This is a genomic window from Streptomyces tauricus, from assembly GCF_014650955.1.
In the GTDB taxonomy this organism is placed as follows: Bacteria; Actinomycetota; Actinomycetes; order Streptomycetales; family Streptomycetaceae; genus Streptomyces; species Streptomyces tauricus.
Window position 1 is genome coordinate 99,240 of the sequence record NZ_BMVY01000018.1, and the last position, 23,474, is coordinate 122,713.

Below are 23,474 nucleotides of genomic sequence, written 5' to 3' on the forward strand. Positions count from 1 at the left end.
GTGGCGATGGTCATACCTGCCCCATGCCGCCGTCGACGCAGAGTTCGGCCCCTGTCATGAAGCTGCTCTCGTCCGAGGCGAGGAACAGCGCCGCACTGGCGAGTTCCTCGGGGCGCCCGAGGCGTCCCAGGGGAACGTGTGCGGCCATCCCGGCTCGCAGGACCGCCGGGTCCTGCCCGAAGTACTCGGCCTGCCCGTCGATGATGGCTGTGTCGAACGGTCCTGGGGTCAGCACGTTGACCCGAAGGCCGCGGTCGCCGAACTCGGCCGCCCATACGCGCGCGTAGGAGCGCACTGCTGCCTTCGCGGCGCTGTAGGCAGTGGATCCGGGGAGACCCTTGAAGCCCTGGATCGAGCCCACCAGAATGATCGAGCCGCCGACCGGCATGAGGGGGAGCGCCGTCTGGACGGTGAACATCGTCCCGCGCGCGTTGATGCCGAACGTGCGCTCGAAGTGAGCCTCGGTCACGTCGCCGAAGTCAACCCGCTCGATCATGCCCGCGTTGGCGACGAGCACGTCAAGGCGCCCCCGGTCCCTGCGGATCGTCTCGATCAGACCGTCGAGATCGCTCGACGAGGTGGAGTCGGCGGCGACCGCCGTGACACGGCCTGCGATGGAAGCCACCGCGTCGTCGAGGACTTCCTTTCGCCGCCCCGTGATGTAGACGTGGGCACCTTCGGCAGCGAACCTCTCGGCGATCGCCAGGCCGAGGCCTGCTCCTCCGCCCGTGACCAGGGCGACCTTGTCGGCGAGACGCATTTTCTCTCCTTCACGTCGGTACACACATGCCGCTTGCGGTCCAGAAGGTAGTCATGCGCCAGGCATAGGCGCAAAGAGCCTCTTGGTATGTTCCCTATAGGAAGCTTCTATGTGACGAGGCGGTGCTGAATGAACGTGCGGCAGTACGAGTACGCGCTGGCTGTGGCCGAGGAGGGCAGCATCACGGTGGCGGCCGAGCGTCTGGGATTGACCCAGCCCTCTCTGTCTCAACAGATCGGCGCCTTGGAGAAGCAGGTTGGAGTGCGTCTGTTCACGCGGACCCGGCAGGGAATGACGCCGACGGTGGCGGGGCGGGCCTTCCTCGCGGAGGCAGAGATCGCCACCACCGCCTCCCGGCGCGCGTTCAGCGCGGCCCGCGCCGCCGACGGTGACCTGACAGGCGAGATGATCATCGCTGTCCACATGGGGCTCGGGACCCGCCAGCTCCCTCGCGCGCTCGGCGAGCTACGCCGTCGACACCCGCACCTGCAGGTCACGATCCACGAGGAACCCGATCCCGCGGACATGGAGCGGCTCGCACGCCAGGGCACCCTCGACATGCTCCTGGTGCACGACGTTCCACCGGGATGCACCTTCGACATCCACACGCTCGGTACGGAGTCGTACGTCGCCGTCCTACCGCAAGACCACCCGCTCCTTCGCCGGCACGAGCCGCTCCTCCTCCAAGACCTCGCCGCCGAGGGGTGGGTGCGCTATAAACGCACCAGCAAACTCGACGAATATCTGGCCGGCCTGCTCTCCGACCACGGGCTCGCTCCCTCAACGGTCGGCCGGGCCTCGCAGATCTCGACCGCGGTGAGGCTCGCCTCGGAAGGCCTGGGCGTTACCATCGCGCCGTCGTCCGCCGTCCCCGACGGCTTCGAACGGCTGACCCGCCCCCTGCACCCCGCCCTCTCGGCACCGGTGATAGCGGGCGTGCGGCGCACTCCGGGCCGGGCGGAGAGCGCGTTGCTGGACCAGCTGAACCGGCAACACTGGTAGCAACGACTTCATCAGCTGGCGACGCCTGTCCATCGCGGCTCTATGCCCCGGCTTCTCGGCTATGAGCACTCCGTTTTCTCGATGCCGATCACGTGTGAGTACACGATTTGCTCGACCAGTTCATCGAAGTGGTCAGTGCGTTCTGGCCGTAGGATCCTCCGGTGTCACCCGCGCTGCCGGCGAACCTCCGGCCAGGCAACGGGCGACCATCGCTTTTGCGAGGTCGCCCTTGGTGGCGAACTCCCGCAGGTCAGGAATCTTCGCGGCCCGGCAGCGATCCCCGATCTCCGGTCCATGCCTTGGTCAGGTACAACTCCCTGCCCCAATAGGACGGCGGCGGTTACCCGACACCGAGGAGCCGTTGCATGGCCCGTCACCGCTAGAGGTTGTCCCGAGTATGTGGTGAGCGCTGTCCGGTAAGGGCCATGTTGTGAAGGCGTGCGATGCCGAGGATGGCCTGGTGAACGCCGCTGCCCTTGAGGCAGCAGTCCCGCAGGATCTTCCAGATTTTCAGGCGGGACAGGGCGTGCTCGACGCGGGAGTGGGCCTCGCGGTGGATCTTGTTCTCGGCTTCCTGCTGCGGGTTCAGGGCTTCCTGCCCGCGTCGTCGACGGTGAGGAATGAGCAGACCGGTGCCTTGGTAGCCGCCATCGGCGATCACCGGGACGCCTCGGCAGGCGATGTCGACACCTGACTCGGTGAAGGTCCGGCAGTCGCTGCGGCTGCCGGGCAGGGGAGCACCGACGGCCACGATGAGGCGGCTGTTGGTGTCGATGACGACCTGCAGGTTCGTCGAGTAGCGGTAGCTCTCCCGGCAGCCGCTGGACCTCCCACAGACTCATGCCGCGCTCGTAGTGGTGGGTCGCGCACGCGTGGCGCAGCAGATGCGGGAACAGGTTGGTGACCGGCCCCGGCGGATACAGGCGCCCGGCCGCCTTCAGCACGCAGCAGAACGTGGCGGGCACGATCGCCGGCGCGATCGGCATGCTCAGATCCGCGACCATCGAGGGCAGCCGCTCGGAAGGGAACAGGGGCGCCAGCGGGTGTTCGGGATCGTCGCGGAACTGGCCGCGCACGTCCTCGATGTACCACCACAAAAGCTCGCGTCCCTGCTCGAACATGAAACGCCTCCCGCGGGCCCGAGCCGCGAGCACCCTTGCCCTGCCCCACGAAGCGGCCCCACTGACCGGCTTCCCAGTGCACGTCGGCCATGCCCACGCCGCACAGCTCGGCCGCCCGCACCCGGGACAGGTAGGCGAGCTTCGTCATCACATAGTCCCGGCAGGCCACCGCCCACTTACGGGCCTGCGGCAGCGCATCACGCCACCCGCCGAAGAACTCTCGCATCGCCAGCTGGGACGGCGGGATCCTCAGCCCGAAGTCCCCGCGGTGCCGGGGCTTGTTGAACGTATCGACTGGGCGACTCCAGCCGCGCTCCGAAGCGGCGCGCGATCTCACCGGCGAAACGCTGTTCGAGGAAGGTGCAGTACCCGTCGATGTTGTTGATCTTTGTGCGGACGGTGCCCCGAACTCGTTTGCCGGGGCCCGCGAAGTAGTGGTCGACGTGGCGGGATGTCAGTTCCCAGAGCACCAGGTCGTAGTGATCGCAGATCTCGGTCACCGGTTTCACCAGCTGATCGATCGACGACGGCATCAGCGCCTCGGCATGTCGTGCCCACTGGTACTCGGCCAGCGTGTCGAAGAAGTACGCCCGTTGATCCGCCGCACCACGGCCACCGGCTCGCTGCGACTGCAGCGTCAGCACTTCGGCCACGCCATGCACCGCCGAAAGCTTCTCCACGGGCGGATCAGCAGCAGGCAGGACTACGAGGCGCGGGGTTCCCGATTCCTCCACAGCAACGCGGATTACGAGCGTTACTGGCAGAATCTGGGAGTAACCGCTGAAATCTCATACGCTTGCGGTCCCTCGACCATGGGTCTGCGACCTGCTGACATGCTCCCCGAGGCTCCGCAGAGGCCCGTCAGGAACCCGTGCACGATCCGGTGACGAAGTAGGCCGGCCGCTCCTCCGCTGCGTGGGCTGTGTCGGCACCGCGCCGGGTGAGCCGGTTCTGCAACCGCTCGAACGCGAGGCGGCCCGCGGTGTCCCGTACGACCAGTTCGCCGTCCAGCGTGGTCGCGTCCGGCAACTGCGCGCCCCCGGCCGCCACCTCCGGACATGCGGCTGCCCTCTCGGTACCGCGCCTGGAACACAGCACCACCCGGCCCGCGCCGACGCGGACCATCGCCCGGAATCCTTCCCACTTCGGTTATGCGCTGTTGAGCTGTCCGCAGGGCATCGTCCGCCGTCATGTCGATCACAGGCGCCGACCGGATCACCATCAACTCTCGGCCGAGATCCCTGCGCCCCCGGCCCACGATCGGCAAGGACGCACGGCGAGCCCTGTAGAGGCCCGTGCGGAACAGGTCTTCTGCGGCAGATCACCGCATCCACCACCTGCCGGAGCTCCGGCGCAGACGACCGGCACCGGAGCCTCCTGGACGGGTCAGTACGCGGCGACTCCCTGGACGCCGGTGCTGCTGAACAGCAGCCAGAAATTGGTGCCGTCCCTGACGTCGGTGGCGGCCAGCCCCCAGGTGTTGGCATAGACCGTGCGCCAGCCGTTGCAGTAAGGGTCGCCGTTGGTGGGGTCGAAACAGGTCCGCACACTGACCGTCGTGGTCATCTTGACGTTGATGTCGTTGCAGTAGGACGTGGTGTACGTGGAACTGTAGGGAGGCCAGTGGCCGTTGGGGTCGGTGCCGTTGATGCTGTGACTGTGGTCGTAGCAGGCCAGTGCCTTGGCGGGTGCCGCAGCAGCCGGCGTGGCGGTTGCGGTGGTCAGCCCACCAACCGACAAGACGGCGACCGCCAGCACTCCCATGGTGCGCAAACGAGCACGCATACCTTCTCCCTCCCTTGGTGATCGGCAACATGCCGAGATCGACCCGAAACCAGCTTCCGGGCCCGCGCCGGTGCTGTCACCCTCGTTTGAACCAGGTGAAGAGTCGCAGGCAGCAGAGCCGAGGAGGAGGGATGCTGCGCTTCCACTTCACGGCGCAGGACCTGGCCAGGACCCGGGTGGCGGCCGCACCGCATCCGCTGTGGGAGATCGCCGTCAGTCTGCACCGATTCCAGACCCGTAAGGGACGCTGGGCCTACGCACACTGGTACCGGACTGCGTGCGGGCAACTGCGGGAGGCCGGCCTCGGCCCGATGGTGCACCAACTCCTTCTGCCGCTCTTCCCCCGCGCCAGCTACTTTCCCGATTTCCTCACTCCGGCCGAGGGCGCCGAAGGGTTGGAGGCGGGCCTGGACGCCGTGCTCGCAGCCCCTCCCCAGCGGGTGGCCCAGGAGACGAGAAGACTCGCCCGGACGATCCCGTCGCCGGACTGGGTGTCCAGGCTCACCGAGGGGGACATGCGCCGCCAGCTCGTCCAGGCGCTGCGCGCCTACCACCGCACCGTGATCGCCCCCCACGCAGACCACATCGCCGAACGCCTGCAAGCCGAACGGATCCGCCACGCCCAGGCACTGCTCAACCTCGGCACCGAAGCCCTGCTCGGCAACCTCGCGCCCACCCTCCGCTGGCACCACCCGGTACTGGAGATCGCCACCTATCCACATCACCGGGACATTCACCTCAACGGCAGAGGACTGCTCCTCATCCCCTCCTACTTCTGCTGGAAGGACCCCATCACCTTGGCCGACCCCGACCTCCCACCCGTGATCATGTACCCACTCCACCACGCACCCCAGCCAGCCCCGACCGCCAAGGGACAGCCCCTGCACGCCCTTCTCGGCCGAACCCGCGCCACCATCTTGCACGCCACTGCCACCGGAGCCACCACCACCGAAGCCGCCCGGCACGCCGGCGTCTCCACCGGAACCGCGACCCACCACACCACCGCGCTCCGCAACGCCGGACTGATCAGCAGCCACCGCCACGCCAACACAGTCCTGCACGTCCTCACCCCGCTGGGCGCCGCCCTCCTCGCCGGCGTCGCGGACCCTGACCGCAACGCACGGCAACCTCGCATTGCCCAGACTTGAAGCCGCCGGGATCGCACGTTGGAGATCAAGCGCCGCCCCGGACCGCCACGCGTACCCGACCCGGTCACCCTCCAGGGCCTCTCGCCAGCGTGGACAACACCTAGCCTCAGAACCTGAATCGAAAGGTGCTCACACGTAAGCGCTGGCCAGTGGGCGCTGCTGGTCTTTGCTCTCCAGCCGACACCGACATCGGGGGTCTTTGAGCCGGAGACGGCTTGATCTGCACTGTTACTGAAGTGCTGTCCCGTAACTGATCTTCGATGAGGCGTGGACGACATCGACCGTCGTTCGGCCCGATCGTCCATCCGGCGAGGGCGAGGTTGTGCAGGCGGGCGATGCCGCTCATGGCGTGGTGCACGCCGTCACCTCTGAGGCGGCAGTCGCGCAGTATCTTCCAGGACTTCATACGGGCGAAGACATCCTCGATGCGGCACGGGCCCCTTTGTGTAACTTGTTGTGTTCCTGCTTCCAGCCGGGGAGTTCCTCGCCTTTGCGGCGCCGGTGGGGCGTCACCAGGCCGGTGCCAGGGCAGCCACCATCGGCGATCGTCGTGGTGTTGCCGATGGCCCAGGACAGCGGAACTCGAGACGACCACCGCGGACTCTCGGCCCGGCGGCGACCCCTGCGGGTCTGGCTCAACCCGGAACACGCGCGACACCTGCTCCAGCTCGGCTACGAGCTGTGCTGGGCCACCACGTGGATGGACGAAGCCAACCAGTGGATCACCCCGGTGCTCGGCCTTCCCGAACTGCCCTTCGTCGACTTCGGCGCCGCCTTGTTTCATAGAACACCCCGACGGGGTCCACTGGAAGACCGGCCCCCGGGGGACTACGCCGACGGCCGCCCCTTCGCCTGGTTGTCACAAGCAAGGCACGCGGCTTGCCTTGCCACACGTGCTCATTCGGCAACCCTTCTGTCACCAGAAGTGAAGATCGACAGCCTCTGGCTTCCCGAGACGACATGCGGCGTCACTTCACCACAACCGCGTCCTGCTCCTGTGCGTCCTACTACTGAGTGCCGGCAGAAGTCGGCTACCCCGGGGGATCGGGACGCGAGTCATGCAGAAGTACGCGATCGTCCAGCACATCACACGGTTCTTCCGGCCCCCGCGTGGTGCACCACGGCAGCCGCCCACATTCGCCCGGCAATTGGTGGCGCTCTGGCTGTTCGCGCTTGCCTTGGGGGCGGGGCTCATCGCGATCGGCTGGGACGCCGAGTTCGGCATGGCGCTGCTGCTCCTCTTTTATGGCGACATCATCGACGGGGTGCGGTACCGCTGGACGGCCTCACTGGCAGCGGTAACAGTCCTATTGGCTGCCAGCCGGCTCACAGGAGCTGTTCTGCCCGGCTCCCTCAACGATGCCTGGGCGCACAGCGTGGGCTCGGCTGTCGGGATCACGCTCGGGTTGGCAGTGAGCGCCGCGATCACACGGCTTCCGGAACGCCAACCACATCGGCCTGCCGGGGGACACGACTCCGGGTTCAGCGGTCAAGACTCTCCGTAACGGGAGAGGGACCGCCGACCTCGGTGACAACAAGCTCGCCTTCGTGACACCTGTCGCGCTTCAGCTCAGCTCGGAGCCAAGATCTTTGCGGGACAGCCCTAACCTTGCAGCGGCCGCATCACCGACTGGGTTTCCTCATTTCCCACCCGAGTACGGGGCGGGGCGGGCATCCGCGGCACACAGCGGACGTGGCTCCTCCTCTTGTCGCGTTCGAAGCCTGACCGTGAGGAGAAGACATATGAGGTCCTGCCGACACGGCCCTGCGCACTGCTCGCCAGCGCGGTCTCCGTACTGTTCGCCGTCATCTCCGCGGCGAGCCCTCCGCCTTGTCGCCCGTCGGGTGGGGGAGTCGAGGTGATCGTATGATTTCCACGACTCGCAACTGACCGCCCTGTACCTGGCCTGCTCCCGACTCCATCTGGATATGGAGGACAGCACGGGGCCGGCATCACCGAGCCCGTCGTCGTCCGTCACGGAGACGATTGGTCGTACATGGTGCCCGAACAGTGGGACACCGCGGACGCACTGGAGCGGTTGCCCGCGGCGTTCACCGCCTCCCGGCCAGGCATCGCCTGCGAGCTGGCGCGGCTCAGGGAGGCAAAGCGCGCCACCCGGGGCTCCATCGACCAGGCTTTCGATCTGACGCGGTCGGAACTGGCGCCGCTTTTCCGGCCCGATCTGGCCACAGTTCGGGGCTGGGGCTCCGATTGCTCCGGCTTGAAGTGGCCCCGGCTTTCGTCTGCTGCGGCCTGCTTTCGCTGGGACGGCTGTGCTGGGCGACTCACTGTGGCAGAGAATGCTGGGCATGACGACTTGAAGAGCACCGGCCGGACGGCAGCACTGGTGCAAGGTCGGGACCTGGGACACGGTCTCCGACGGGGACCGTCGGCTCTGTGCCGCTGCGGAACGCCCGTCTGCTCGTACCAGTACCGACTCCATCCGCCAGAGTCCTCCATGTTCGAGCGGTGCATCGGACTCGCCTGGTGTTCCAGCTGCCGGATCTACTCCGGCAACATGGCGCATGTTCCGCGAAAGCGAGTTCTGGTCGATGTCCTTGCTTCGCTTCCTGGCGAACAACGGGAGAGGCTTGCACGTTCGGAGACACGGCTGATCGGGTTCCTGGACCGCCAGACCCGAAGCAGCGCGGATCATGGCCGCTCCCGTAACGATCTTCGAGTTGGGCGAGGGGGCGCCGGTTGACGTCCTTTCGGTTCGTCTATCCGGCGAGGGTGAGGTTGTGCAGTCGGGCGATTCCTAGGATGGCGTGGTGGACGCCGTCCCCCGTGAGCCAGCAGTCGCGTGGGACCTTCCCGCTCTTCATGCGGGCGAAGGTGCGCTCGACGCGGGCCCCGACCTGCTTGTGGGAGCGGTTGTCTTCCTCTTTCCAAGCCGGGGGTTCCTCGCCCTCGCGTCGACGGTGCGGAATGACGAGTCCGGTCCTTTGGCGGCCTCCGTCGGCGATGGTCATGACCATGACCACATCAACCACCGAACTGGCCAACGATCACGGCAAGCACCGTTGCAGTACTAGAGCCCGAACTCGCGCGTGAGCTGGGCGAGATAGGAGTCCAGGCGTTGAACACGCCCCGGGATGATTTCCCGGAGGTTCCACCAGCGGATGGCCTCTATCTCCTCGTTGGCCTGGAACTTTCGAATATCGGTGGTACGGCCTGCGAACAACGCCGCGTACTCAGCTCGCCGGTCGGGCGCGAGTACGAAGCCCGCGTAGCCGATGAACCGTAACGGTCCGTCGGGCTCTTGGCTGCTTTCCTCCAGTAACTCGCGTGTGGCCGCCTGGCGAGGGGATTCCCCTTTCTCCACACGCCCTCCGGGCAGCTCCCAGCCCTGGCGGAATCGATCGAAGACCATGAGGACCCGGTCGGCGTGCCAGATAGCGACCAATGCCGCCGGTAGCGGCGCGTCGCGTGGTGGCGCGCCTTCGGCCCCGCGTGTGAAGGAGACCAAGGCGTTGCCGCGATCATCGACTGCGAGCGGGGAGACTCTGGGGTGAGGCATCTCCCTAGGATTCCCCGTCCATCGCCGGGCAAGTCCGTCATGACGAATGAACGCCGCGACGTCCTGAGCGAGTCTCGGAACACTGGTTTTGCGGAAGCTCTCACCGCCGGTGTGAGGAAACCTCCGTTCGCGATTGACTGAGCCTGCGAGCAGAGCTCATGGCCTGCTGTGCCCCACACCGCGCCAGACCTTTGTGCGCCCGGCAGAGGTCAAAACTCAAGCTGAGCTTGTCTTTTGACCTCAATCCGATGGTGACTTCCGCGTTGTGGCTTCGTGAGCATTGAGTCCTTCCGGAGTTCCGGTGAATACCGGGCCACAGCGTGCTGGAAGGCGTCCGACCACCGTGGCGATGGCCTCCTGCGCTGTGGCAGCCGGGCCCACAGTCTCAGTGCGGAGAAGGCCGGAGAGCCAGTAGGTACCTTCGGCCGCGGGCTGGATATAGGGAACGTCCCAGCTCCACGGGACTGCCGTGCAGCGACTGAAGTGCAGCTCGCCCCTCCCCGTCCAGGGGAACAACTGCCACAGGTGCGGCTCCGCGTAGGCCGCTTCGAGGAGTTCGGCGCGTTGTACGACGCGCTCAACCACGGTCGCATCGACGTGGACAGGCTGCACAAAGCGCTGGTGATGCTGGGTCACCGCCCGGCAGGTCCGCCGCGTCGTGAACGACTTGACCGGCCAGGGCCAGAGGGAGGACGGCGACCCGGACATCCTGATCGTGCTCGACGCCGGCCACGACGCCCCGCGCATGGCCTACCTCCCTACCGGCCTGCCCATCGAGGTGCTCGGACGGATGCGCTCGGACCGGGTCATGCGCCGTCCGAGACCTACGCAACTGGAGTACACCCTGGCCTACCCCCAGGGAGGGCGGCCACCGAAGCACGGCAAGGAGTTCCGCTTCGACAAACCGGACACCTGGCCGGGACCGACCCGGAACATCCGGGGGACTGGACGCCGGTGGAGCGCCACTTCCGCGACGGACACATCGAAACCTGGTGGGCTGTTGATGCCCGCCTGGCCGGCTACGGCCCCGACTCTCCGTGCCGCCTGGTGGTGGCCACCACTGATCCGGGCGTGCTGCCGAGAAGGCACCTGGTTCCTGGCCACCAACCTGCCCCACCCCGACGCTCCGCACGCCGCCACCGGCCCGCACCCGCCGGCCGGTTTCGCTGAAATTATGCGGCTCTACGGGCTGCGGCCCTGGATCGAGCGGAGTTACAAGCAGATCAAGGACGAACTCGGCTGGGCCGATTTCCAAGTCCGCTCCGCCCGTGCCATCCGCCGTCACCAAACCCCCGTCAACTGCGCCTTCTCCTTCTGCTGGGACCGGTGGTTCGCACAGGCCGGACCCCTGGACGCCGCCGCGCCCGACCCGCGCCCTGACGACGGGCCGGAGAGGGGGCTCAACCGCACCCCACCAGCCCCAACAGCCCTGCTGGCCCGGGGCCTTACGGGCCGTCCGCTCCTGGCTCACCCCCGCCATCACCCTCAACCGGTGGTGGTAAGCCTGGACGGACAAGGACCCACCCTCCGAGCTCCAGGCCCTGATCGACTCGGTTGCCGCCGGACACGGTCTTGATTTCCACTGCCGGATTTAACGAACTACCGGTAACGGTCCTGGACGAGCATCTCCAGAACCTTGTCGCGTCCTTCCGGCGAAATCTCTGCTGCCCGTCTGCTGGACCCTTCGTCATAGCGTTGCAACGGTTTCTAACATTCGCCACGCCAGACGAGACTCTTCAGCTCCACTCCCGTCGGAAAGGAGAGCTTGTAATCGACGGGCCTCGGGTTGAAGTGCAGACACCTGTCCCAGGTACGGCCCTCGAAGACCCAGGTGGCCTGGATGTGATCAGATCCGGGGCTGGGAAAGCCGTTGTTCATGATGAAGCCCACCCGCAGTGACCCGGACCAGTTGCCCTCTGTCTTCAGAATCGTAGGACCGTGGTAGCCGTCGGACGACCAGGCGCAGACGTTTCCTGTGGGGCAGTCCGGAGGGCTGGGCTCGGCGGACGCGTTCGGCGCGATGGTGATGACACCGAGGACGGCGGCAGAGACGGCAAGGGCTGCGGAACTTCACTTGAGCATGGTGATCTCCCCGAGATGTGACTTGTGAACGGGCTTCGACTCCAGCGGCCTTGGCGGCTGAGAGGTCGCCTCGAGCCGACGCATCGAACGGTAGATCGCGTCAGAGATGTTGCGCCCCTGACAGATGTCACGAGCGCAGCCTCCGCAAACCCGGCAGTGGCTCCCGCCCGGCTCGTCGTTGCCGACCGGCGCGACAGCAGGTGTTCGCCTCGGTCGTCGAGGGCCACGCAGTGGTGCTGTTCCTTGCCGATGTCGACCCCGGCCCAGATCTTGAACATGGCCGCCTCCGTCAGCTGATTGTTCAGCGCTCCCGCGGACGGTCTCACCGGCGTTGTCCTACGCAGCGATCAAGTCGCTTATCCCCATGAGCGGTTGCGACCGGCACGGACTCCCGAGCGGCCAAGTTTTTTCAGCCATGACCAAGCGGGGCGTCGATGTGCGCACCCAGCTGCTCGCCCTCGTCGCAGGCCGCTCCCCGCTGTCGGTGCTCGGCGACGCCGAGCAGCAACGGCTTCAGGCGATGCTGACCAAAGCGCTCGCCGCGGGCCGCACCAGGTACCGCAAGCTCCCCTCAGCTGACTGATCAGTGCAGAACGACGTTCGTTCAGAGCCGTCGCGAGCGACGATGCAGTCGGCGAGTCGCGGCAGGCCGAGGCGGAGATCAGCACGTTTCTCGTGATTGCATCGCGCCGGTCACGGGCCCGTTGATCCCCCTTTTCGGCCGGTGGCGCCGGCGTGCTGGTGGGCGCGGACGCTGGTGGAGCCGATCTGGACGAGCCAGTCGATGTCGCCGGCCGCGTCCGCATGGGCCTGGATCTGCTGGAGAGCCCTCGTGAACACGCCGTCCAGCGCGTAGCGGAAGCGGGTGTAGACGGTCTGCCATGGGCCGTGGCGTTCCGGAAGGTCACGCCAGGAGATCCCGGTCCGGATCTTGTAGACCATCCCGTTGATGACCTGCTGGTCCGGCAGCGTCATGCACCACCTCGTACCGCACCGCGTCGGCCGCAACACCAGTCCTCTCCCACGGGTGAGGGCCTACGTCCGCCTCCAGCACGCCCAGCACGCCCAGCTCGCGCACGCCGCGCTGAGCGACCCGCGGCCGGAGTACCCGCACCTGGCCGCCCTGCCCGCACAGCCCCAGCGCCGAACCCGGCCTGAGCGTGCAGGGAGCCGAAAGCAGGACGGTGGCCGTCTGCAGGTCGTGCGGGCCGAGGGTGTCCATGGTTCAAAGACGGAGGCGTGATCGCCGTGCCCACTGCGCGCTGGTACCTGCCGGCCGCGTCCTGCGGTCGTGTATGGTCCCGGCGCGACGGCCTCGGACGGTCACCAGCAGGGAGTGCCGTCGTCCTCGCGCCAGGACACGTCCGTGACGTACATGGGTGAGGTGAAGTAACTACCCGAGTGCGCGGCGGCGCAGGACGTGAATTCCCGCGCGCCCTCTCCGTCCGCGATGCGCACGTACGTCATCGTGATGTCGCGGGATGTGTTGTTGTAGAAGATGCTCGCGGCGGAACTGCCCGACCACTCGGTCCCGGTCTCCAGCGACGGCGTCTGGTCGGTCTCCTCGTACCAGTAATCGGCCCAGGTGCAGAACGAACCCTGCGGGCAGTTGCCGGGGGACCAGGCCGAAGCGGTCGGCGCGGCGCTCATTACACCGAGGAAAGCTGCGGGTATGGCCGCCAGGGCAAGGGCCTTGAGGCGCATGGAACACTCCATTCCGTCAGGGGACGCTGGCACGCTAGGGGCGCGGAAGTTGAAACGTCAAGCGTCGAAATCCGGTCACTACATGCGCGCGCCAAAGGATGCCCGGCCCGATCGAGTCAGCGGGAGTTCGTTGCGTCGTCCTCGGCTGGGCCGGGGGTCGCCGTGCTGTCGGCGGCCTGGCCGGCGGCTCGTTCCGCGCGGAGTTCTTCGGCGACGTCGTAGGCCCGGCCCGGGTCGTAGACGGTGACCGAAGTGCCAGGGCTGTACATCGCGTTTGCCCGGGGCGTGCACCGATACATTTCGACGTCGCGTTGGGCCGCTATGCCGTCGACCTCGCCGACGGGTACCCCTCCACAGCTCCGCGGTGTGGGACCGGGTCCACCACTCGTCCGGACACAGGAAGTCCTGCTTGACCTCCGTCTGACGCTCCACCGCAACCTGAACCTGGCCGAGTTGCTCGGTCAACCAGTCGGTCAGCGCCTGTGCGTCGGCCCGAGAGAGCGGTGCGGACGTCGCCGGTTCGCACTCCACCGTCTCGCTGGGGGTATGCAACACCACCTTGATCGACCGTCGCTGTCCCGGACTGAGTCGCTCGATGACGACGGCTCGCTGCAGATCAGCCATCGCCATGGTCGAGGAACGCAGAAAGCGGGCGATCACGACCTGGGCCGGAGTTCCCAGGGGGCGGAGCTCGACCCACCGCACCGTCAGGGAGACCGTGACGTACATCATGGTCATGGCGAGCACGATCGCTGCGGCCACCGTGAGCGCCAACAGGCCCCAGAAACTGCCCCAGAGGAATGAGTTCCCCCAGATCACGGCGGGCACCAGAGCGGCCAGCAGAAGTGGGGCTGCGACCACCAGCGGGACCATGATGCTCCCGCCGAGCGCGGCGGCCAGCTCGCGGGTCGCGGTAGCCGGCGGCGGCCATCGGGTTGATTCACCGTCATGTGGTGGCGTGCAGAGAGCCGGCGGCGGGAGATGCAGATGGCGTAGGTGGACCGGACGGTGTCCATGCAGGTCAGACAGACCGGGCCGACGACCTCTACGAACTCGTCTCCGAGCGGCAGGGACGCTCGCTGATCATTACCACCAACAGGGTGCCCAGCGACTGGTATCCCTCTTCCCCAACCCCGTCGTCGCCGAATCCCTCCTGGACCGGCTCATCAGCACCACCCGTCAGATGAACATGGACGGCCCGGCTACTGTCCGAACAAGCGGCCCAGGAATACGGCCGACAAGGCGCACTAGGGTCCGCCGTCCCGGCTTCCCATGCCGACCTCTCAGAGGCATGAGTTGGCTTGTCAGAGGCATCCGCTACTTTGCGGACCATGGGAAAGTCAGGCGGATCATTGACGACCCGGTCCACGTCCACGGGGGAGCTGCACCAGCTCATGCGGGCAGCCGGGTTCACAGACATCGACGACACGGAGGCGTTGGCGGAGGGCTGGCGGGTCACCAACTTCGGCGACGCCGGACGGCGCAGCCTTGCGAACCTCGTCCAGGGAACGGGGGCACCGGCCGTCATGGTGTCCTTCCACGACAGCGATGTGGGCTTCATCGAGGCCCTCACGCCGGACGGCAACAGCTGGGAGGGCCTGCTCAACCGGGAGATGGCGGAGAGCTACGAGATACCTCTGGAGCACTTCCCCGTCGGACCCGCCGTGGCCGGAGCTCTCGCCTGGTCGGCCGCTGCCGGACTGACGCCCGACGAAGAAGCCATCCGGCATACGCTCACCGGGTCGGCTCTGTTCGCGGAAGAACTCTCCTCAGCCCTCCTGGCCGCCCTGGGGCTGCCCGGCGCAGCCTAGCCCTCCGGCCAGGACCTGGGGAATTACGTGAACTTACCCCCGGGGGAGTAACGCGGTTCTGGCCGCGATTCCGTGAATCCCCAGGTAGTCGTGCGACTGCGGCTGGCCTGGACGTCGCGTGCACTCCCGGTATGTGCGGCAGGCAGCTGAACGCCCTGTATGGGGCGGACGTTGGCGATCTGGCTCAGCGTGTTCCGGTTCTTCTGCGACCGGGCCCCATGCCGTCCGAGGACATTCGTCGAGCAGGTGCGGTGGCGCCCGAACAGGCGCCTCGGGTGCTGGGAGCCGAAGAGTTCGCCTTCCGGAAGGGCTGGCGTCACGGCACCGTCCTGGTCGACATCGAGGCGGCCCGGGTGGTGGACGTCGGCGCGGCACTGGTGAGCCCGACCGGAGTCCCGCACCGACCAAAGACATCGAACGTTCCTGAGTCCTGTGGAACGGCAGTGTGGCGCACCGGGGGAGCCGGAGGGATATTCCGTCACTCCCGGGCACAACGAGACCGTCTGAGAGGTCGGCTCATCCTGTTGGGTCATTCCTGAATGCGGCCTTGGCGTCATGGTGTCGGGTCACGCCAGGCATGGAACAACAGGATGCAACGACTTCTTGTCAAAGAGTGGTGCCCGGTCGGTCAGCCGATGGGCTCAGCCACGACGAGCTGGAACCGCTCGAAGGACAACTCCACCCTGTTGTGCTGAGCAGTGGCAGTTCCGAGTGACTTGCCGGTGAACGGGTCAGTCAGGCGGTACCGGGTGCGGCCCAGACCGCGCAGCTCGACCGTCCCGTCCCACTGGTCGGCGTAGAAGGCGTAGTGGAGGGTCCGCTTCTTGGTCACGACATGTGCCTCGGGCTTGTCGAAACCGATGTCGTACAGTTCACCGCGGTACTCGCCGGTGGGCAGCATGTTCTTCTCGTACAGCGACACCCACTTGCGCCACAGGACCTCCTTCTCCGGGGTGAGGTCGGTCGCCTTGTCCGGGGCTCCGGTTCCGGGAAGGGTGAACTTGGTCGACAGGACGGCTCCGACCCCGTAGGAGGACGCGAAGTCGTCGCCGTTGTCGCTCAGTTCGACATGGTCGCCGGCGTAGCTGCTGCCCGCGCCCATCAGCGCCTTCATCGACTTGCCCTTGCTCCGGACCTGGTAGGAGGACTCCGGGTCCGAGCCGGGGTACTGGTCGACGTAGGGCAGGTTGTGGAAGGCGAAGGCGGTGCCGCAGGGGCAGAGCTCGACGAGGGCGTCGGGGTTCGCCGCGTGCGCGGCTTCGTGGATCGCCTTCCAGAACCGGGCCACGCCCTCGGTGGATTCCTCGGGGCGGGCGTGCCGGTGCTCGGGGTTGTAGCAGGGCGCGACGCTGTTGAGGTGCTGGCCGTCGATCTTGAGCCCTTCGTACCCCCAGTCGCCGATGAACCTCTTCGCCTGCTCGACGAAGTAGTCCACAGTCGGCTGGTAGGCCGGGCAGAGCGTGTAGGCGTCCCACCAGGTGACGTCCTGCTTGTTGCCGTCGCGGTCCAGCAACAGCATGTCGGAGCGGTCCCGGATCAGGTTGCTGTCGGGGTCCGCGGCAAGCGGGGCCCACCATAGACGCGGTCGCAGGCCGGCGTCCCGTATCTCCTTGGTGAAGGCCCGCATGTCCGCCTCACCGCGCGGGAACTTCGCCGTGTCGATGTCCCAGTCGCCCTCGTTGGTCTGCCAGCCGTCGTCGAGCGCGGCCCAGCGCAGGCCGACCTCGTGTGCCTTCGGCAGCGCCGCGGTGATCTGCTCGGTGGTGAAGTTGCGCTCATAGCCCCAGGCGCACCAGATGGGCTCGAAGGCTGAGGCGGGAGCCTTGGGGGCGCGCTGGCCGATGTCGCCCATGTAGTCGCGGTACCGCTGGAGCGGAACGAAGTGGTCACCCGGGAGGGCGGTCAGGAACGTGGTGCTGGTGCTGAGCCGACGGCCCGGCTTCAGGACGCGGGCGGTGTCGTCCTGGATGGCGATGCTCGCTCCGGCGGGCGTTTTGCGGACCGGCATGCGCATGATCGTCGCCACGGGCTCGACGTGTCCGACGGAAAGGCCCGCGCCCCGGCGCCAGACGGTCGCCATCGGGGTGCCGCCGCCGTAGTCGGAGGAGTCCATCCCCAGCGAGTTCTCCTGAACGAAGCCGTCCTTCACCGGCGTCACCCAGTCGCGGCGGTCCGTGTACGTGGTGCCGGAGAAGGTGTAGAAGCCGCCGGGGGTCTCCAGGAGTTCGTGGGCTGCGTTGCGCCACCCGGTGACCTTCAGCACGGTGGAGGACCTGTTGGTGTAGGTCACCTTCATCACGATCATGCCGGCCAGACGCTCGAAGGAGATCAGTTCGAGCGTCTTGTGTACGCCTTCCTTGGACGTGCCCTCGATCGTCACGCGGACGCCCGCGCCGTGGCGGGTGTGCCGGATGGTGCGGGTGCGATGTCCGCGGTAGGCGAACACATCGATGGTCTTGTCGCCCACCAGCAGGGCTTCGCCGGCGTCGAAGCGAGTGAGGTCGACGCCCTGCAGCGCCACTCGGCTGCGCAGTTGGTCATCGAACTCCAGGGTGATGGAGGTGTCGCCGACGCCGACGAGGTCAGGATCCGAGTCCGGTGCGGCGGTCGCAGGTGAGGCGCCCACGGCCACGGCGGGGAAGGCGGCCAGGCCGGCACCCCCCAGCGCCACCTTCAGTACGCTTCGCCGGTTCATGTCCGTCATGTCGAACTCTCTTTCGGTCGTGCGTGCCCGCCTGGGGCAGCCGCCTTTTGTCCGTCGGGTATGGATCGTCAGAGCCGAGCATCGTGCTCGTGGCGAAGCGACCGTCCGCAGGGCTGCTCGATGCCTGGTCTGCTACCGGTTCCGCGGTGGGTCGGATGAGGTCGGGGGAGAGCAGGTCGTCCGCACGGGCATCACGAGGCGAGGTCGCCTCCGGCGGCAGTGCGCGGCCATCCTCGGTGAGCTGCGACAACGCTGCCTCCACTACCGGAGAGTGCCCGGAGCGCGGCGAAACGGAAGGTCGACCAGGGGCGATGCCCATCGCCGGGTGGCCTGCATCCAGAACGTAAGTGGTATTCGAGTGGCATGTCAACGGGTGGGCCGCTCGGACGAGGGGTCGCGCCGTCGGTCGGATTGGTATGTTTCTGGTATGACGGATGCGAGAACGCCGATGCCCAGAGGCCTGTTCGGGGACGACGTCCTCCCGCTGTACGAGCGCACAGCGACGCAGTTGCTCGACGACCTGCGCGCCGCTGCCGCCCGCCCCGGTGACCGGCTGCCCTCCGAGCGGGCTCTGGTCGACCGGTACGCCGTGTCGCGTGTGACGCTGCGGGCGGCCCTGGCGCAATTGGAGTCGCGGGGCATCGTGAGGCCGTCGTCGTCGCGCGGGTGGTTCGTCGCCGAGCTCGGTCTGCTCCCCGAGGCGCCCGCGGCGTCCGCCTCGGCGGGCCCGCAGGTCCAGGGGTTCGCCGATTACGCCCAGGCCAACGGCTTGACGACGGCCGGCAAGGTGCTCTCCGCCGCCGTCCGCCCGGCCACGGTGTATGAGGCCGAGCAACTCCGGATCGCTCCGGGCGCCGACCTCTTCGACCTTCACCGACTGCGTTTCCTGGACGGTCTGCTGGTCGTGCTCGAGCACAACCGGCTCCCGTTGGCGGCCTGCCCGGCCCTGGCCGAAACCGACTTCAACACGGCCTCGCTCTACGCCACCCTGCGCGCCGCCGACCCGCCGCAGCTGCCCCGCATCGCCGACTACTCGGTCGAGGCCCGCCACCCGACGCCACGGGAGATCGAGCTGTTCGAGATCGAGGAGACCATGCCGATGCTGGTCGCGACCCAGCTGACGTCGAACCAGGAATCACGCCCGATCGAACTGACGGTCCAGGTCTACCGGGGGGACCGCTACCGGTTCCGGGCCTCCATCACCAACCAGGCTTGAACGGTCACCAGCCGGTCTTGAAGGATCGCCGGGGATCGACCGCGGGCCATGGAATACCAGATGCATACCAGAATAAGACTGTTGACGACCCTAAATAAGACCAGTACTGTCCGAAACCAACCGCAGGCCATGCCAGCACATTGGCTTGAGAGGCGCGTTGAGTGAGGGGTTGGCAATGCAGAGCCCATTGAGCGAGGTGGTCCGGCGCCAGAAGGCCGGACAGCCGCAGGGCATCACCTCGGTGTGTTCGGCTCATCCGCTGGTCATCGAGGCAGCCGTGATGCAGGCACGGGACTCCGGCGGTCACGTCCTGGTGGAGGCGACCTCGAACCAGGTCGACCAGTACGGGGGTTACACGGGCATGCGGCCCGCGGATTTCCGCGAGCTCGTGGACGGCATCGCCGCCGAAAGCGGTATGCCACTGGACCGCGTGATCCTCGGAGGCGACCACCTGGGACCGAACCGGTGGCAGTCCCTGACGCCCGACGAGGCGATGGAGCGGGCCGACGCCCTGGTCGCCGCCTACGTGGCGGCGGACTTCACCAAGATCCACCTGGACTGCAGCTTCGCATGTGCCGGTGATCCCGTTCCGCTGACCGACGACGTGGTCGCCGAACGTGCGGCGCGGCTGATCCGGGTGGCCGAACAGGCGGCCGGCCCCGAGCGGGCCGAGCGGATCCGGTATGTGATCGGTACCGAGGTGCCCACGCCCGGCGGCGCGCACGAGACGCTCGGCGCTCTCGTCCCGACCACGCCCGAGGCAGCGCGCACCACGCTGGAGCAGCACCGCAAGGCGTTCGCCCGACATGGCATCGACGAGGTCTGGCCGCGTGTCATGGCCCTCGTCGTCCAGCCGGCCGTGGAGTTCGACCACCTTCAGGTCGTCGACTACCGGCGTGAGCTGACCGAGGTACTGCGCAAGGTCCTCGACGACGAGCCCACCATGGTCTACGAGGCCCACTCGACCGACTACCAGACCGCCGAGGCGCTCACCGCGCTGGTCGAGGACCACTGGGCGGTCCTCAAGGTGGGCCCCGGGCTGACCTTCGCCCTGCGCGAGGCGCTGTTCGCCCTCGCCGCGATCGAGGACGAACTGGTGCCGCCCGCCGAGCGGTCAGGGCTTGTGGAGGTCGTCGAGCAGCGGATGCTCGCCGAGCCGGCCACATGGGAGGGCTACTACCCGGGCGGCGCCGCCGAGCAGCGCCTCGCGCGCCGCTACAGCTACAGCGACCGGATGCGCTACTACTGGCCCGACCCCGAGATCGAAAAGGCCCAGGCCCGGCTGCTGGCCAACCTCTCGGCCGTGGACATCCCCCTGCCGCTGCTCAGCGCACATCTTCCGCTCCAGTACGCCCGTGTCCGCCACGGCGAGCTCGCCGCCCGGCCGCGCGACCTGGCTGTGGACCACGTCCGCGACGTTCTGCGCGACTACGACCGCGCCTGCCACCCGAACCAGAAGGAGCACGTGTGACCCCGCCCTTCGGCACGCTGTCCTCGGACGACGGCGCTGCCCACACCGTCCGCGAGATCGCCCAGCAGCCCGCGCTGTGGCGCGAGGTCGACAAGATCGTCACGGCCTCCCGGGACTCGCTGGACGCCTTCCTGCGTCCGCTCATCGCCCGCGGCGACCTGCGTGTGGTGCTCACCGGCGCCGGCACCTCCGCTTTTGCCGGCCAGGTGCTCCAGCCCGCCCTGGCCCGGCGGCTGAAGCGGCGCGTCGACGCGGTCCCCACCACGGACCTCGTCGCCGACCCCCACGGTTGTCTCGCCGAGGACGTGCCCACGCTGCTGGTCTCCTTCGCGCGGTCGGGTGACAGCCCCGAGTCCGTGGCCGCCACCACTCTGGCCGACCAGGTTCTCTCCGAGGTGCACCACCTCGTGATCACCTGCAACGAGCAGGGCCGCCTGGCGCGCGAACACGCTGAGCTGCCGAAGTCACACGTGCTGCTGATGCCGCCGGGGTCCAACGACCGCGGCTTCGCCATGACGTCGAGCTTCACGTGCATGACGCTCGCGGCGCTGCTCGCCCTGGGCGGCAGCGCCTACGACGGCGTCGCCGAACGCCTGGCCCGGGCAGCCGAGTCGATCACCGAGAGCAGCGCTGTCGACCGCACGGTCGGCGCCCTCCTGAAGAGCGAACCCGAGCGGATCGTCTTCCTCGGCAGCGGCCCGCTCAAAGGCCTCGCCGAGGAGTCGGCGCTGAAGGTGCTCGAACTCACCGGTGGGACGCTCATGGCCGTCGCGGAGTCCGCGCTGGGATTCAGGCACGGTCCCAAGGCGGTGCTCAACGCCCGTTCGGTCGCGGTGGTGTACATGTCGAACGACCCGTACACCCGCAAGTACGACCAGGACATCTATGCGGAGCTGTGCGGAAATCTGCCCGCCGGCAGTGTCGTCACGGTCTCCGCGGACTCCGGCGCGGGAACGCAGGGCTCAGGCGCCGACGCCTGGCCGCTGCCGGGCCTCGACGGCGTCGAGGATGTCGCCCTGGCGCTGTCCGCCGTGGTGTACGCCCAGCTCATCGCCCTGCGCGCCTCCCTGGCCCGGGGTCTGCGGCCTGACAACCCCTTCCCCTCGGGAGAGATCAACCGCGTGGTGCAGGGCGTGACCTTGCACTCCTTGCAGCACTGATCAAAAGCATCGACGGCGCGGATCGAGGGCGCCGGACGGAGGTACAACGATGTTCCTGGGTGTCGACGGTGGCGGTACGAAAACCGCCTTCTGCATGGTCGACCGGTCCGGACACGTCGTGGCGCGAGCGCAGGCGGCAAGTTCGTACTACTTCTCCCACGGAATCGAGCTGGTCGAACGTGTGCTCAAGGAAGGCGTCGAGGCCGTCTGCACGGCGGCCGATCTGGCCCCCGCCGACATCGAGTACGCCTTTTTCGGGCTGCCCGGCTACGGGGAGGCGGCCCGCGATCTGCCCGTCCTGAACGCGACCCCGCGAACGGTGCTTGGGCACGACCGCTACGCCTGCGACAACGACATGGTCTGCGGCTGGGCGGGTTCGCTGGGCGCGGTCGACGGCATCAACGTCATCAGCGGCACCGGTTCGATGACCTACGGCGAGCGGCTGGGCCAAGGCGTGCGCATCGGTGGCTGGAGCGAGATGTTCGGCGACGAGGGATCGGCGCACTGGATCGCGATCCGTGGCCTCAACGCCTTCTCGCGGATGGGTGATGGGCGGCTCCCCGAGGGCCCCCTGGCCGAGGTGCTGCGGCGCCACCTGCGTCTCGCGTCCGACCTCGACGTGATCGACGTCGTCCACAACCAGTGGCAGGGCGACCGGAGCCGGATCGCCGCGCTCAGCCGCTCGGTGGCCGAGGCGGCCTCACTGGGCGACACGGTCGCCGCACAGATCCTCACCGACGCAGGCCGGGAACTCGCCCTGCTCGTCGACGTCACCCGCGAACGGCTGGAGTTCGGCCCGGACGAGACCGTACCGGTCTCCTACTCCGGCGGCACCTTCGGCGCCCACATGGTTCTGGAGGCATTCACCTCCGGACTGAAAAATCGTCCTACCCACTACGAGCTGCGACACCCTCTCTACGAGCCTGTCGTAGGTGCCGCTCTGTACGCGGCGAAACTCGCTGGAACCCCGCTCGACCAGCCCGCGCTCGACGCGCTGCGCATGGCCTCCGGGACCCCTGCCTCAGGAGAGGACGACCGATGAACACAGGTACGAAGAGCTGGATCGTGTACGCGTCACTGCTGATCCTGTTCTGGGGTGTGTGGGGCGCCTTTTCGAGCGAGCCGAACAGCAGGTACGGCTATCCCAACGAGATGATCTACATCATCTGGGCCTGCACGATGCTCATCCCCGCGTACTTCGCGATGCGCGGCCACACCTTCGACCGCCGGCCGATCGCCGCGGTGTACGGACTGATCGCGGGACTGACCGGCGCAGGCGGACAGTTGCTGCTGTTCCAGGCGCTCGCCAACGGCCCGGCGTACCTGATCTTCCCCCTGGTCTCCCTCTCCCCGGTGGTCACCGTCATCATGGCGATGGCGCTGCTGCGTGAGCGGATCAACCGGCTCGCCCTCATAGGTGTCGTCGCGGCGCTGGCGGCGATCGTGTTGTTCAGCATTCCCAGCAGCAAGGACGACTCGAACTCGCACGGCCCATGGCTGCTGATGGCCATCGTGATCTGCGTCGCCTGGGGCGTGCAGGCATTCTGTATGCGCAAGGCCGCGGTGGTCGGGGTCAACGACGCGACGACCTTCGGCTGGATGACCATCAGCGGACTGCTGCTGGTGCCGGTGGCGTTCGTGATGATGGGCGATTTCCCCTCCGACGCCCCGTGGCAGGCGCCCGCGCTCACCGCGGTGACGCAGGTCCTCAACGCGGTCGGTGCGCTGTTCCTGGTCATGGCGTTCAGCCGGGGCAAGGCCACGGTGGTCGCCCCCGTCACCAACGCGCTGGCGCCGGTGCTGACCATCGTGCTGTCCCTGGCGGTCTACCAGAGGCTCCCCAACGTATGGGGCGCCCTCGGCATCGTGCTGGCCCTCGCCGGCTCCACCCTCATGGTCTACAGCGACGAGAAGAGCGGCGAGAGTTCCGTGGCCCCGGGGGCGGCGGACGACGGCGCGGACGTGAGAGCGGCCCCGCAGAAGTCCTGA

The 23,474-nt window shown here is 67.6% G+C and carries 21 protein-coding genes and 9 pseudogenes; 15 read left to right on the plus strand and 15 right to left on the minus strand.

The features are described 5' to 3' along the window. Positions 1-10 precede the first annotated feature (10 nt). Positions 11-760 (minus strand): SDR family NAD(P)-dependent oxidoreductase, encoded by a 750-nt coding sequence (locus IE278_RS25285; RefSeq protein ID WP_189775545.1) that lies wholly within the window; start codon positions 758-760, stop codon positions 11-13. Between the two features lie 129 nt (positions 761-889). Here IE278_RS25285 and IE278_RS25290 point away from each other — a divergent pair, with 129 nt between their 5' ends. After that, positions 890-1,762 (plus strand): LysR family transcriptional regulator, encoded by an 873-nt coding sequence (locus tag IE278_RS25290; RefSeq protein ID WP_189775546.1) that lies wholly within the window; start codon positions 890-892, stop codon positions 1,760-1,762. A 156-nt stretch (positions 1,763-1,918) separates the two neighbouring features. Here the strand turns inward: IE278_RS25290 and IE278_RS43405 are convergent. From IE278_RS43405 to IE278_RS25310, 5 genes and pseudogenes are all read right to left on the minus strand, one after another. Then, positions 1,919-2,081: pseudogene (locus IE278_RS43405) on the minus strand (IS701 family transposase); the annotation flags it as partial. A 60-nt stretch (positions 2,082-2,141) separates the two neighbouring features. Continuing rightward, positions 2,142-2,564: pseudogene (locus IE278_RS25295) on the minus strand (transposase); the annotation flags it as partial. A 516-nt stretch (positions 2,565-3,080) separates the two neighbouring features. Then, positions 3,081-3,563 (minus strand): hypothetical protein, encoded by a 483-nt coding sequence (locus IE278_RS25300; RefSeq protein WP_189775547.1) that lies wholly within the window; start codon positions 3,561-3,563, stop codon positions 3,081-3,083. Positions 3,564-3,744: 181 nt separating this feature from the next. Next, positions 3,745-4,017, minus strand: a pseudogene (locus tag IE278_RS25305) (ATP-dependent DNA ligase); the annotation flags it as partial. 252 nt (positions 4,018-4,269) lie between these two features. Beyond that, the gene (locus IE278_RS25310; protein WP_246570613.1) at positions 4,270-4,668 is read right to left on the minus strand and encodes a hypothetical protein; all 399 of its coding nucleotides are present in this window, start codon (positions 4,666-4,668) and stop codon (positions 4,270-4,272) included. Positions 4,669-4,799: 131 nt separating this feature from the next. On the opposite strand from IE278_RS25310, the gene IE278_RS25315 reads away from it, so the two are divergent. Further along, the gene (locus tag IE278_RS25315; protein ID WP_189775549.1) at positions 4,800-5,816 is read left to right on the plus strand and encodes an ArsR family transcriptional regulator; all 1,017 of its coding nucleotides are present in this window, start codon (positions 4,800-4,802) and stop codon (positions 5,814-5,816) included. 304 nt (positions 5,817-6,120) lie between these two features. Here IE278_RS25315 and IE278_RS25320 read toward each other — a convergent pair. Beyond that, positions 6,121-6,383, minus strand: a pseudogene (locus tag IE278_RS25320) (transposase); the annotation flags it as partial. Here IE278_RS25320 and IE278_RS42415 point away from each other — a divergent pair. Further along, positions 6,337-6,675 (plus strand): annotated as a pseudogene (locus tag IE278_RS42415) (hypothetical protein); the annotation flags it as partial. The pseudogenes IE278_RS25320 and IE278_RS42415 overlap by 47 nt on opposite strands. A 199-nt stretch (positions 6,676-6,874) precedes the next feature. Further along, on the plus strand, positions 6,875-7,321 hold the full coding sequence (locus IE278_RS25325) for a hypothetical protein (protein WP_246570615.1): 447 nt from the start codon (positions 6,875-6,877) through the stop codon (positions 7,319-7,321). A 1,216-nt stretch (positions 7,322-8,537) separates the two neighbouring features. Here IE278_RS25325 and IE278_RS25330 read toward each other — a convergent pair. The 3 genes and pseudogenes from IE278_RS25330 to IE278_RS41970 form a co-directional block, all read right to left on the minus strand. After that, positions 8,538-8,789 (minus strand): annotated as a pseudogene (locus IE278_RS25330) (IS5/IS1182 family transposase); the annotation flags it as partial. A 59-nt stretch (positions 8,790-8,848) separates the two neighbouring features. After that, complete coding sequence (locus IE278_RS25335; RefSeq protein ID WP_189775550.1) at positions 8,849-9,337, minus strand: NUDIX hydrolase; 489 nt, start codon at positions 9,335-9,337, stop codon at positions 8,849-8,851. Between the two features lie 240 nt (positions 9,338-9,577). Continuing rightward, the gene (locus IE278_RS41970; protein WP_308434937.1) at positions 9,578-10,084 is read right to left on the minus strand and encodes a DUF6193 family natural product biosynthesis protein; all 507 of its coding nucleotides are present in this window, start codon (positions 10,082-10,084) and stop codon (positions 9,578-9,580) included. On the opposite strand from IE278_RS41970, the pseudogene IE278_RS25340 reads away from it, so the two are divergent. After that, a pseudogene (locus IE278_RS25340) lies at positions 9,969-10,262 on the plus strand (transposase); the annotation flags it as partial. The gene IE278_RS41970 and the pseudogene IE278_RS25340 sit on opposite strands and share 116 nt — an antisense overlap. After that, positions 10,262-10,913 (plus strand): annotated as a pseudogene (locus IE278_RS43410) (IS701 family transposase); the annotation flags it as partial. The pseudogenes IE278_RS25340 and IE278_RS43410, both read left to right, overlap by 1 nt. A gap of 131 nt (positions 10,914-11,044) precedes the next feature. Here the strand turns inward: IE278_RS43410 and IE278_RS25345 are convergent. Then, positions 11,045-11,365, minus strand: a complete 321-nt coding sequence (locus IE278_RS25345) for a peptidase inhibitor family I36 protein (protein WP_189775605.1) — start codon at positions 11,363-11,365, stop codon at positions 11,045-11,047. 469 nt (positions 11,366-11,834) lie between these two features. Between IE278_RS25345 and IE278_RS25350 the strand changes: the two genes are divergently transcribed. Next, on the plus strand, positions 11,835-12,002 hold the full coding sequence (locus tag IE278_RS25350) for a hypothetical protein (RefSeq protein ID WP_189775551.1): 168 nt from the start codon (positions 11,835-11,837) through the stop codon (positions 12,000-12,002). Between the two features lie 110 nt (positions 12,003-12,112). On the opposite strand, the gene IE278_RS25355 is transcribed toward IE278_RS25350, so the two are convergent. Next, positions 12,113-12,394, minus strand: coding sequence for a transposase (locus IE278_RS25355; protein ID WP_189775552.1), 282 nt, complete (start codon positions 12,392-12,394; stop codon positions 12,113-12,115). Positions 12,395-12,446: 52 nt separating this feature from the next. On the opposite strand from IE278_RS25355, the gene IE278_RS25360 reads away from it, so the two are divergent. Next, positions 12,447-12,662 carry a hypothetical protein gene (locus IE278_RS25360; protein ID WP_189775553.1) on the plus strand — a complete coding sequence of 72 codons (216 nt, stop codon included), beginning with the start codon at positions 12,447-12,449 and terminating at the stop codon, positions 12,660-12,662. Between the two features lie 80 nt (positions 12,663-12,742). On the opposite strand, the gene IE278_RS25365 is transcribed toward IE278_RS25360, so the two are convergent. Together IE278_RS25365 and IE278_RS25370 are read right to left on the minus strand one after the other, a co-directional pair. Then, entirely contained in the window at positions 12,743-13,069 is a 327-nt protein-coding gene (locus IE278_RS25365; RefSeq protein ID WP_189775554.1) for a hypothetical protein, read from the minus strand. A gap of 170 nt (positions 13,070-13,239) precedes the next feature. Next, the gene (locus IE278_RS25370) at positions 13,240-13,392 is read right to left on the minus strand and encodes a hypothetical protein (protein ID WP_189775555.1); all 153 of its coding nucleotides are present in this window, start codon (positions 13,390-13,392) and stop codon (positions 13,240-13,242) included. A gap of 762 nt (positions 13,393-14,154) precedes the next feature. On the opposite strand from IE278_RS25370, the pseudogene IE278_RS43415 reads away from it, so the two are divergent. Together IE278_RS43415 and IE278_RS25375 are read left to right on the plus strand one after the other, a co-directional pair. Beyond that, positions 14,155-14,374: pseudogene (locus IE278_RS43415) on the plus strand (ATP-binding protein); the annotation flags it as partial. An 80-nt stretch (positions 14,375-14,454) separates the two neighbouring features. Further along, positions 14,455-14,934, plus strand: coding sequence for a hypothetical protein (locus tag IE278_RS25375; RefSeq protein ID WP_189775556.1), 480 nt, complete (start codon positions 14,455-14,457; stop codon positions 14,932-14,934). 628 nt (positions 14,935-15,562) lie between these two features. On the opposite strand, the gene IE278_RS25380 is transcribed toward IE278_RS25375, so the two are convergent. After that, entirely contained in the window at positions 15,563-17,638 is a 2,076-nt protein-coding gene (locus tag IE278_RS25380) for a glycoside hydrolase family 36 protein (RefSeq protein WP_189775557.1), read from the minus strand. Positions 17,639-18,065: 427 nt separating this feature from the next. Here IE278_RS25380 and IE278_RS25385 point away from each other — a divergent pair, with 427 nt between their 5' ends. The 5 genes from IE278_RS25385 to IE278_RS25405 all read left to right on the plus strand — a co-directional run bounded on the left by IE278_RS25385 (position 18,066) and on the right by IE278_RS25405 (position 23,474). Beyond that, complete coding sequence (locus IE278_RS25385; protein WP_213089741.1) at positions 18,066-18,854, plus strand: GntR family transcriptional regulator; 789 nt, start codon at positions 18,066-18,068, stop codon at positions 18,852-18,854. 175 nt (positions 18,855-19,029) lie between these two features. Next, positions 19,030-20,325 carry a D-tagatose-bisphosphate aldolase, class II, non-catalytic subunit gene (locus IE278_RS25390; RefSeq protein ID WP_189775558.1) on the plus strand — a complete coding sequence of 432 codons (1,296 nt, stop codon included), beginning with the start codon at positions 19,030-19,032 and terminating at the stop codon, positions 20,323-20,325. Continuing rightward, entirely contained in the window at positions 20,322-21,485 is a 1,164-nt protein-coding gene (locus IE278_RS25395; protein WP_189775559.1) for an SIS domain-containing protein, read from the plus strand. Before IE278_RS25390 ends, IE278_RS25395 begins: the two co-directional genes overlap by 4 nt. 49 nt (positions 21,486-21,534) lie before the next feature. Beyond that, positions 21,535-22,527 (plus strand): BadF/BadG/BcrA/BcrD ATPase family protein, encoded by a 993-nt coding sequence (locus tag IE278_RS25400; RefSeq protein ID WP_189775560.1) that lies wholly within the window; start codon positions 21,535-21,537, stop codon positions 22,525-22,527. Further along, entirely contained in the window at positions 22,524-23,474 is a 951-nt protein-coding gene (locus tag IE278_RS25405; protein ID WP_189775561.1) for a DMT family transporter, read from the plus strand. The genes IE278_RS25400 and IE278_RS25405 overlap by 4 nt, the downstream gene beginning before the upstream one ends.

Coding starts and splice junctions, on each gene's coding strand:
- IE278_RS25285 (WP_189775545.1), bottom strand. CDS start 760: ATGCGTCTCGCCGACAAGGTCGCCCTGGTCACGGGCGGAGGAGCAGGC.
- IE278_RS25290 (WP_189775546.1), top strand. CDS start 890: ATGAACGTGCGGCAGTACGAGTACGCGCTGGCTGTGGCCGAGGAGGGC.
- IE278_RS25310 (WP_246570613.1), bottom strand. CDS start 4,668: ATGCGTGCTCGTTTGCGCACCATGGGAGTGCTGGCGGTCGCCGTCTTG.
- IE278_RS25315 (WP_189775549.1), top strand. CDS start 4,800: ATGCTGCGCTTCCACTTCACGGCGCAGGACCTGGCCAGGACCCGGGTG.
- IE278_RS25325 (WP_246570615.1), top strand. CDS start 6,875: ATGCAGAAGTACGCGATCGTCCAGCACATCACACGGTTCTTCCGGCCC.
- IE278_RS25335 (WP_189775550.1), bottom strand. CDS start 9,337: ATGCCTCACCCCAGAGTCTCCCCGCTCGCAGTCGATGATCGCGGCAAC.
- IE278_RS41970 (WP_308434937.1), bottom strand. CDS start 10,084: ATGCGCGGGGCGTCGTGGCCGGCGTCGAGCACGATCAGGATGTCCGGG.
- IE278_RS25350 (WP_189775551.1), top strand. CDS start 11,835: ATGACCAAGCGGGGCGTCGATGTGCGCACCCAGCTGCTCGCCCTCGTC.
- IE278_RS25355 (WP_189775552.1), bottom strand. CDS start 12,394: ATGACGCTGCCGGACCAGCAGGTCATCAACGGGATGGTCTACAAGATC.
- IE278_RS25365 (WP_189775554.1), bottom strand. CDS start 13,069: ATGAGCGCCGCGCCGACCGCTTCGGCCTGGTCCCCCGGCAACTGCCCG.
- IE278_RS25370 (WP_189775555.1), bottom strand. CDS start 13,392: ATGTACAGCCCTGGCACTTCGGTCACCGTCTACGACCCGGGCCGGGCC.
- IE278_RS25375 (WP_189775556.1), top strand. CDS start 14,455: ATGGGAAAGTCAGGCGGATCATTGACGACCCGGTCCACGTCCACGGGG.
- IE278_RS25380 (WP_189775557.1), bottom strand. CDS start 17,638: ATGACGGACATGAACCGGCGAAGCGTACTGAAGGTGGCGCTGGGGGGT.
- IE278_RS25385 (WP_213089741.1), top strand. CDS start 18,066: ATGACGGATGCGAGAACGCCGATGCCCAGAGGCCTGTTCGGGGACGAC.
- IE278_RS25390 (WP_189775558.1), top strand. CDS start 19,030: ATGCAGAGCCCATTGAGCGAGGTGGTCCGGCGCCAGAAGGCCGGACAG.
- IE278_RS25400 (WP_189775560.1), top strand. CDS start 21,535: ATGTTCCTGGGTGTCGACGGTGGCGGTACGAAAACCGCCTTCTGCATG.
- IE278_RS25405 (WP_189775561.1), top strand. CDS start 22,524: ATGAACACAGGTACGAAGAGCTGGATCGTGTACGCGTCACTGCTGATC.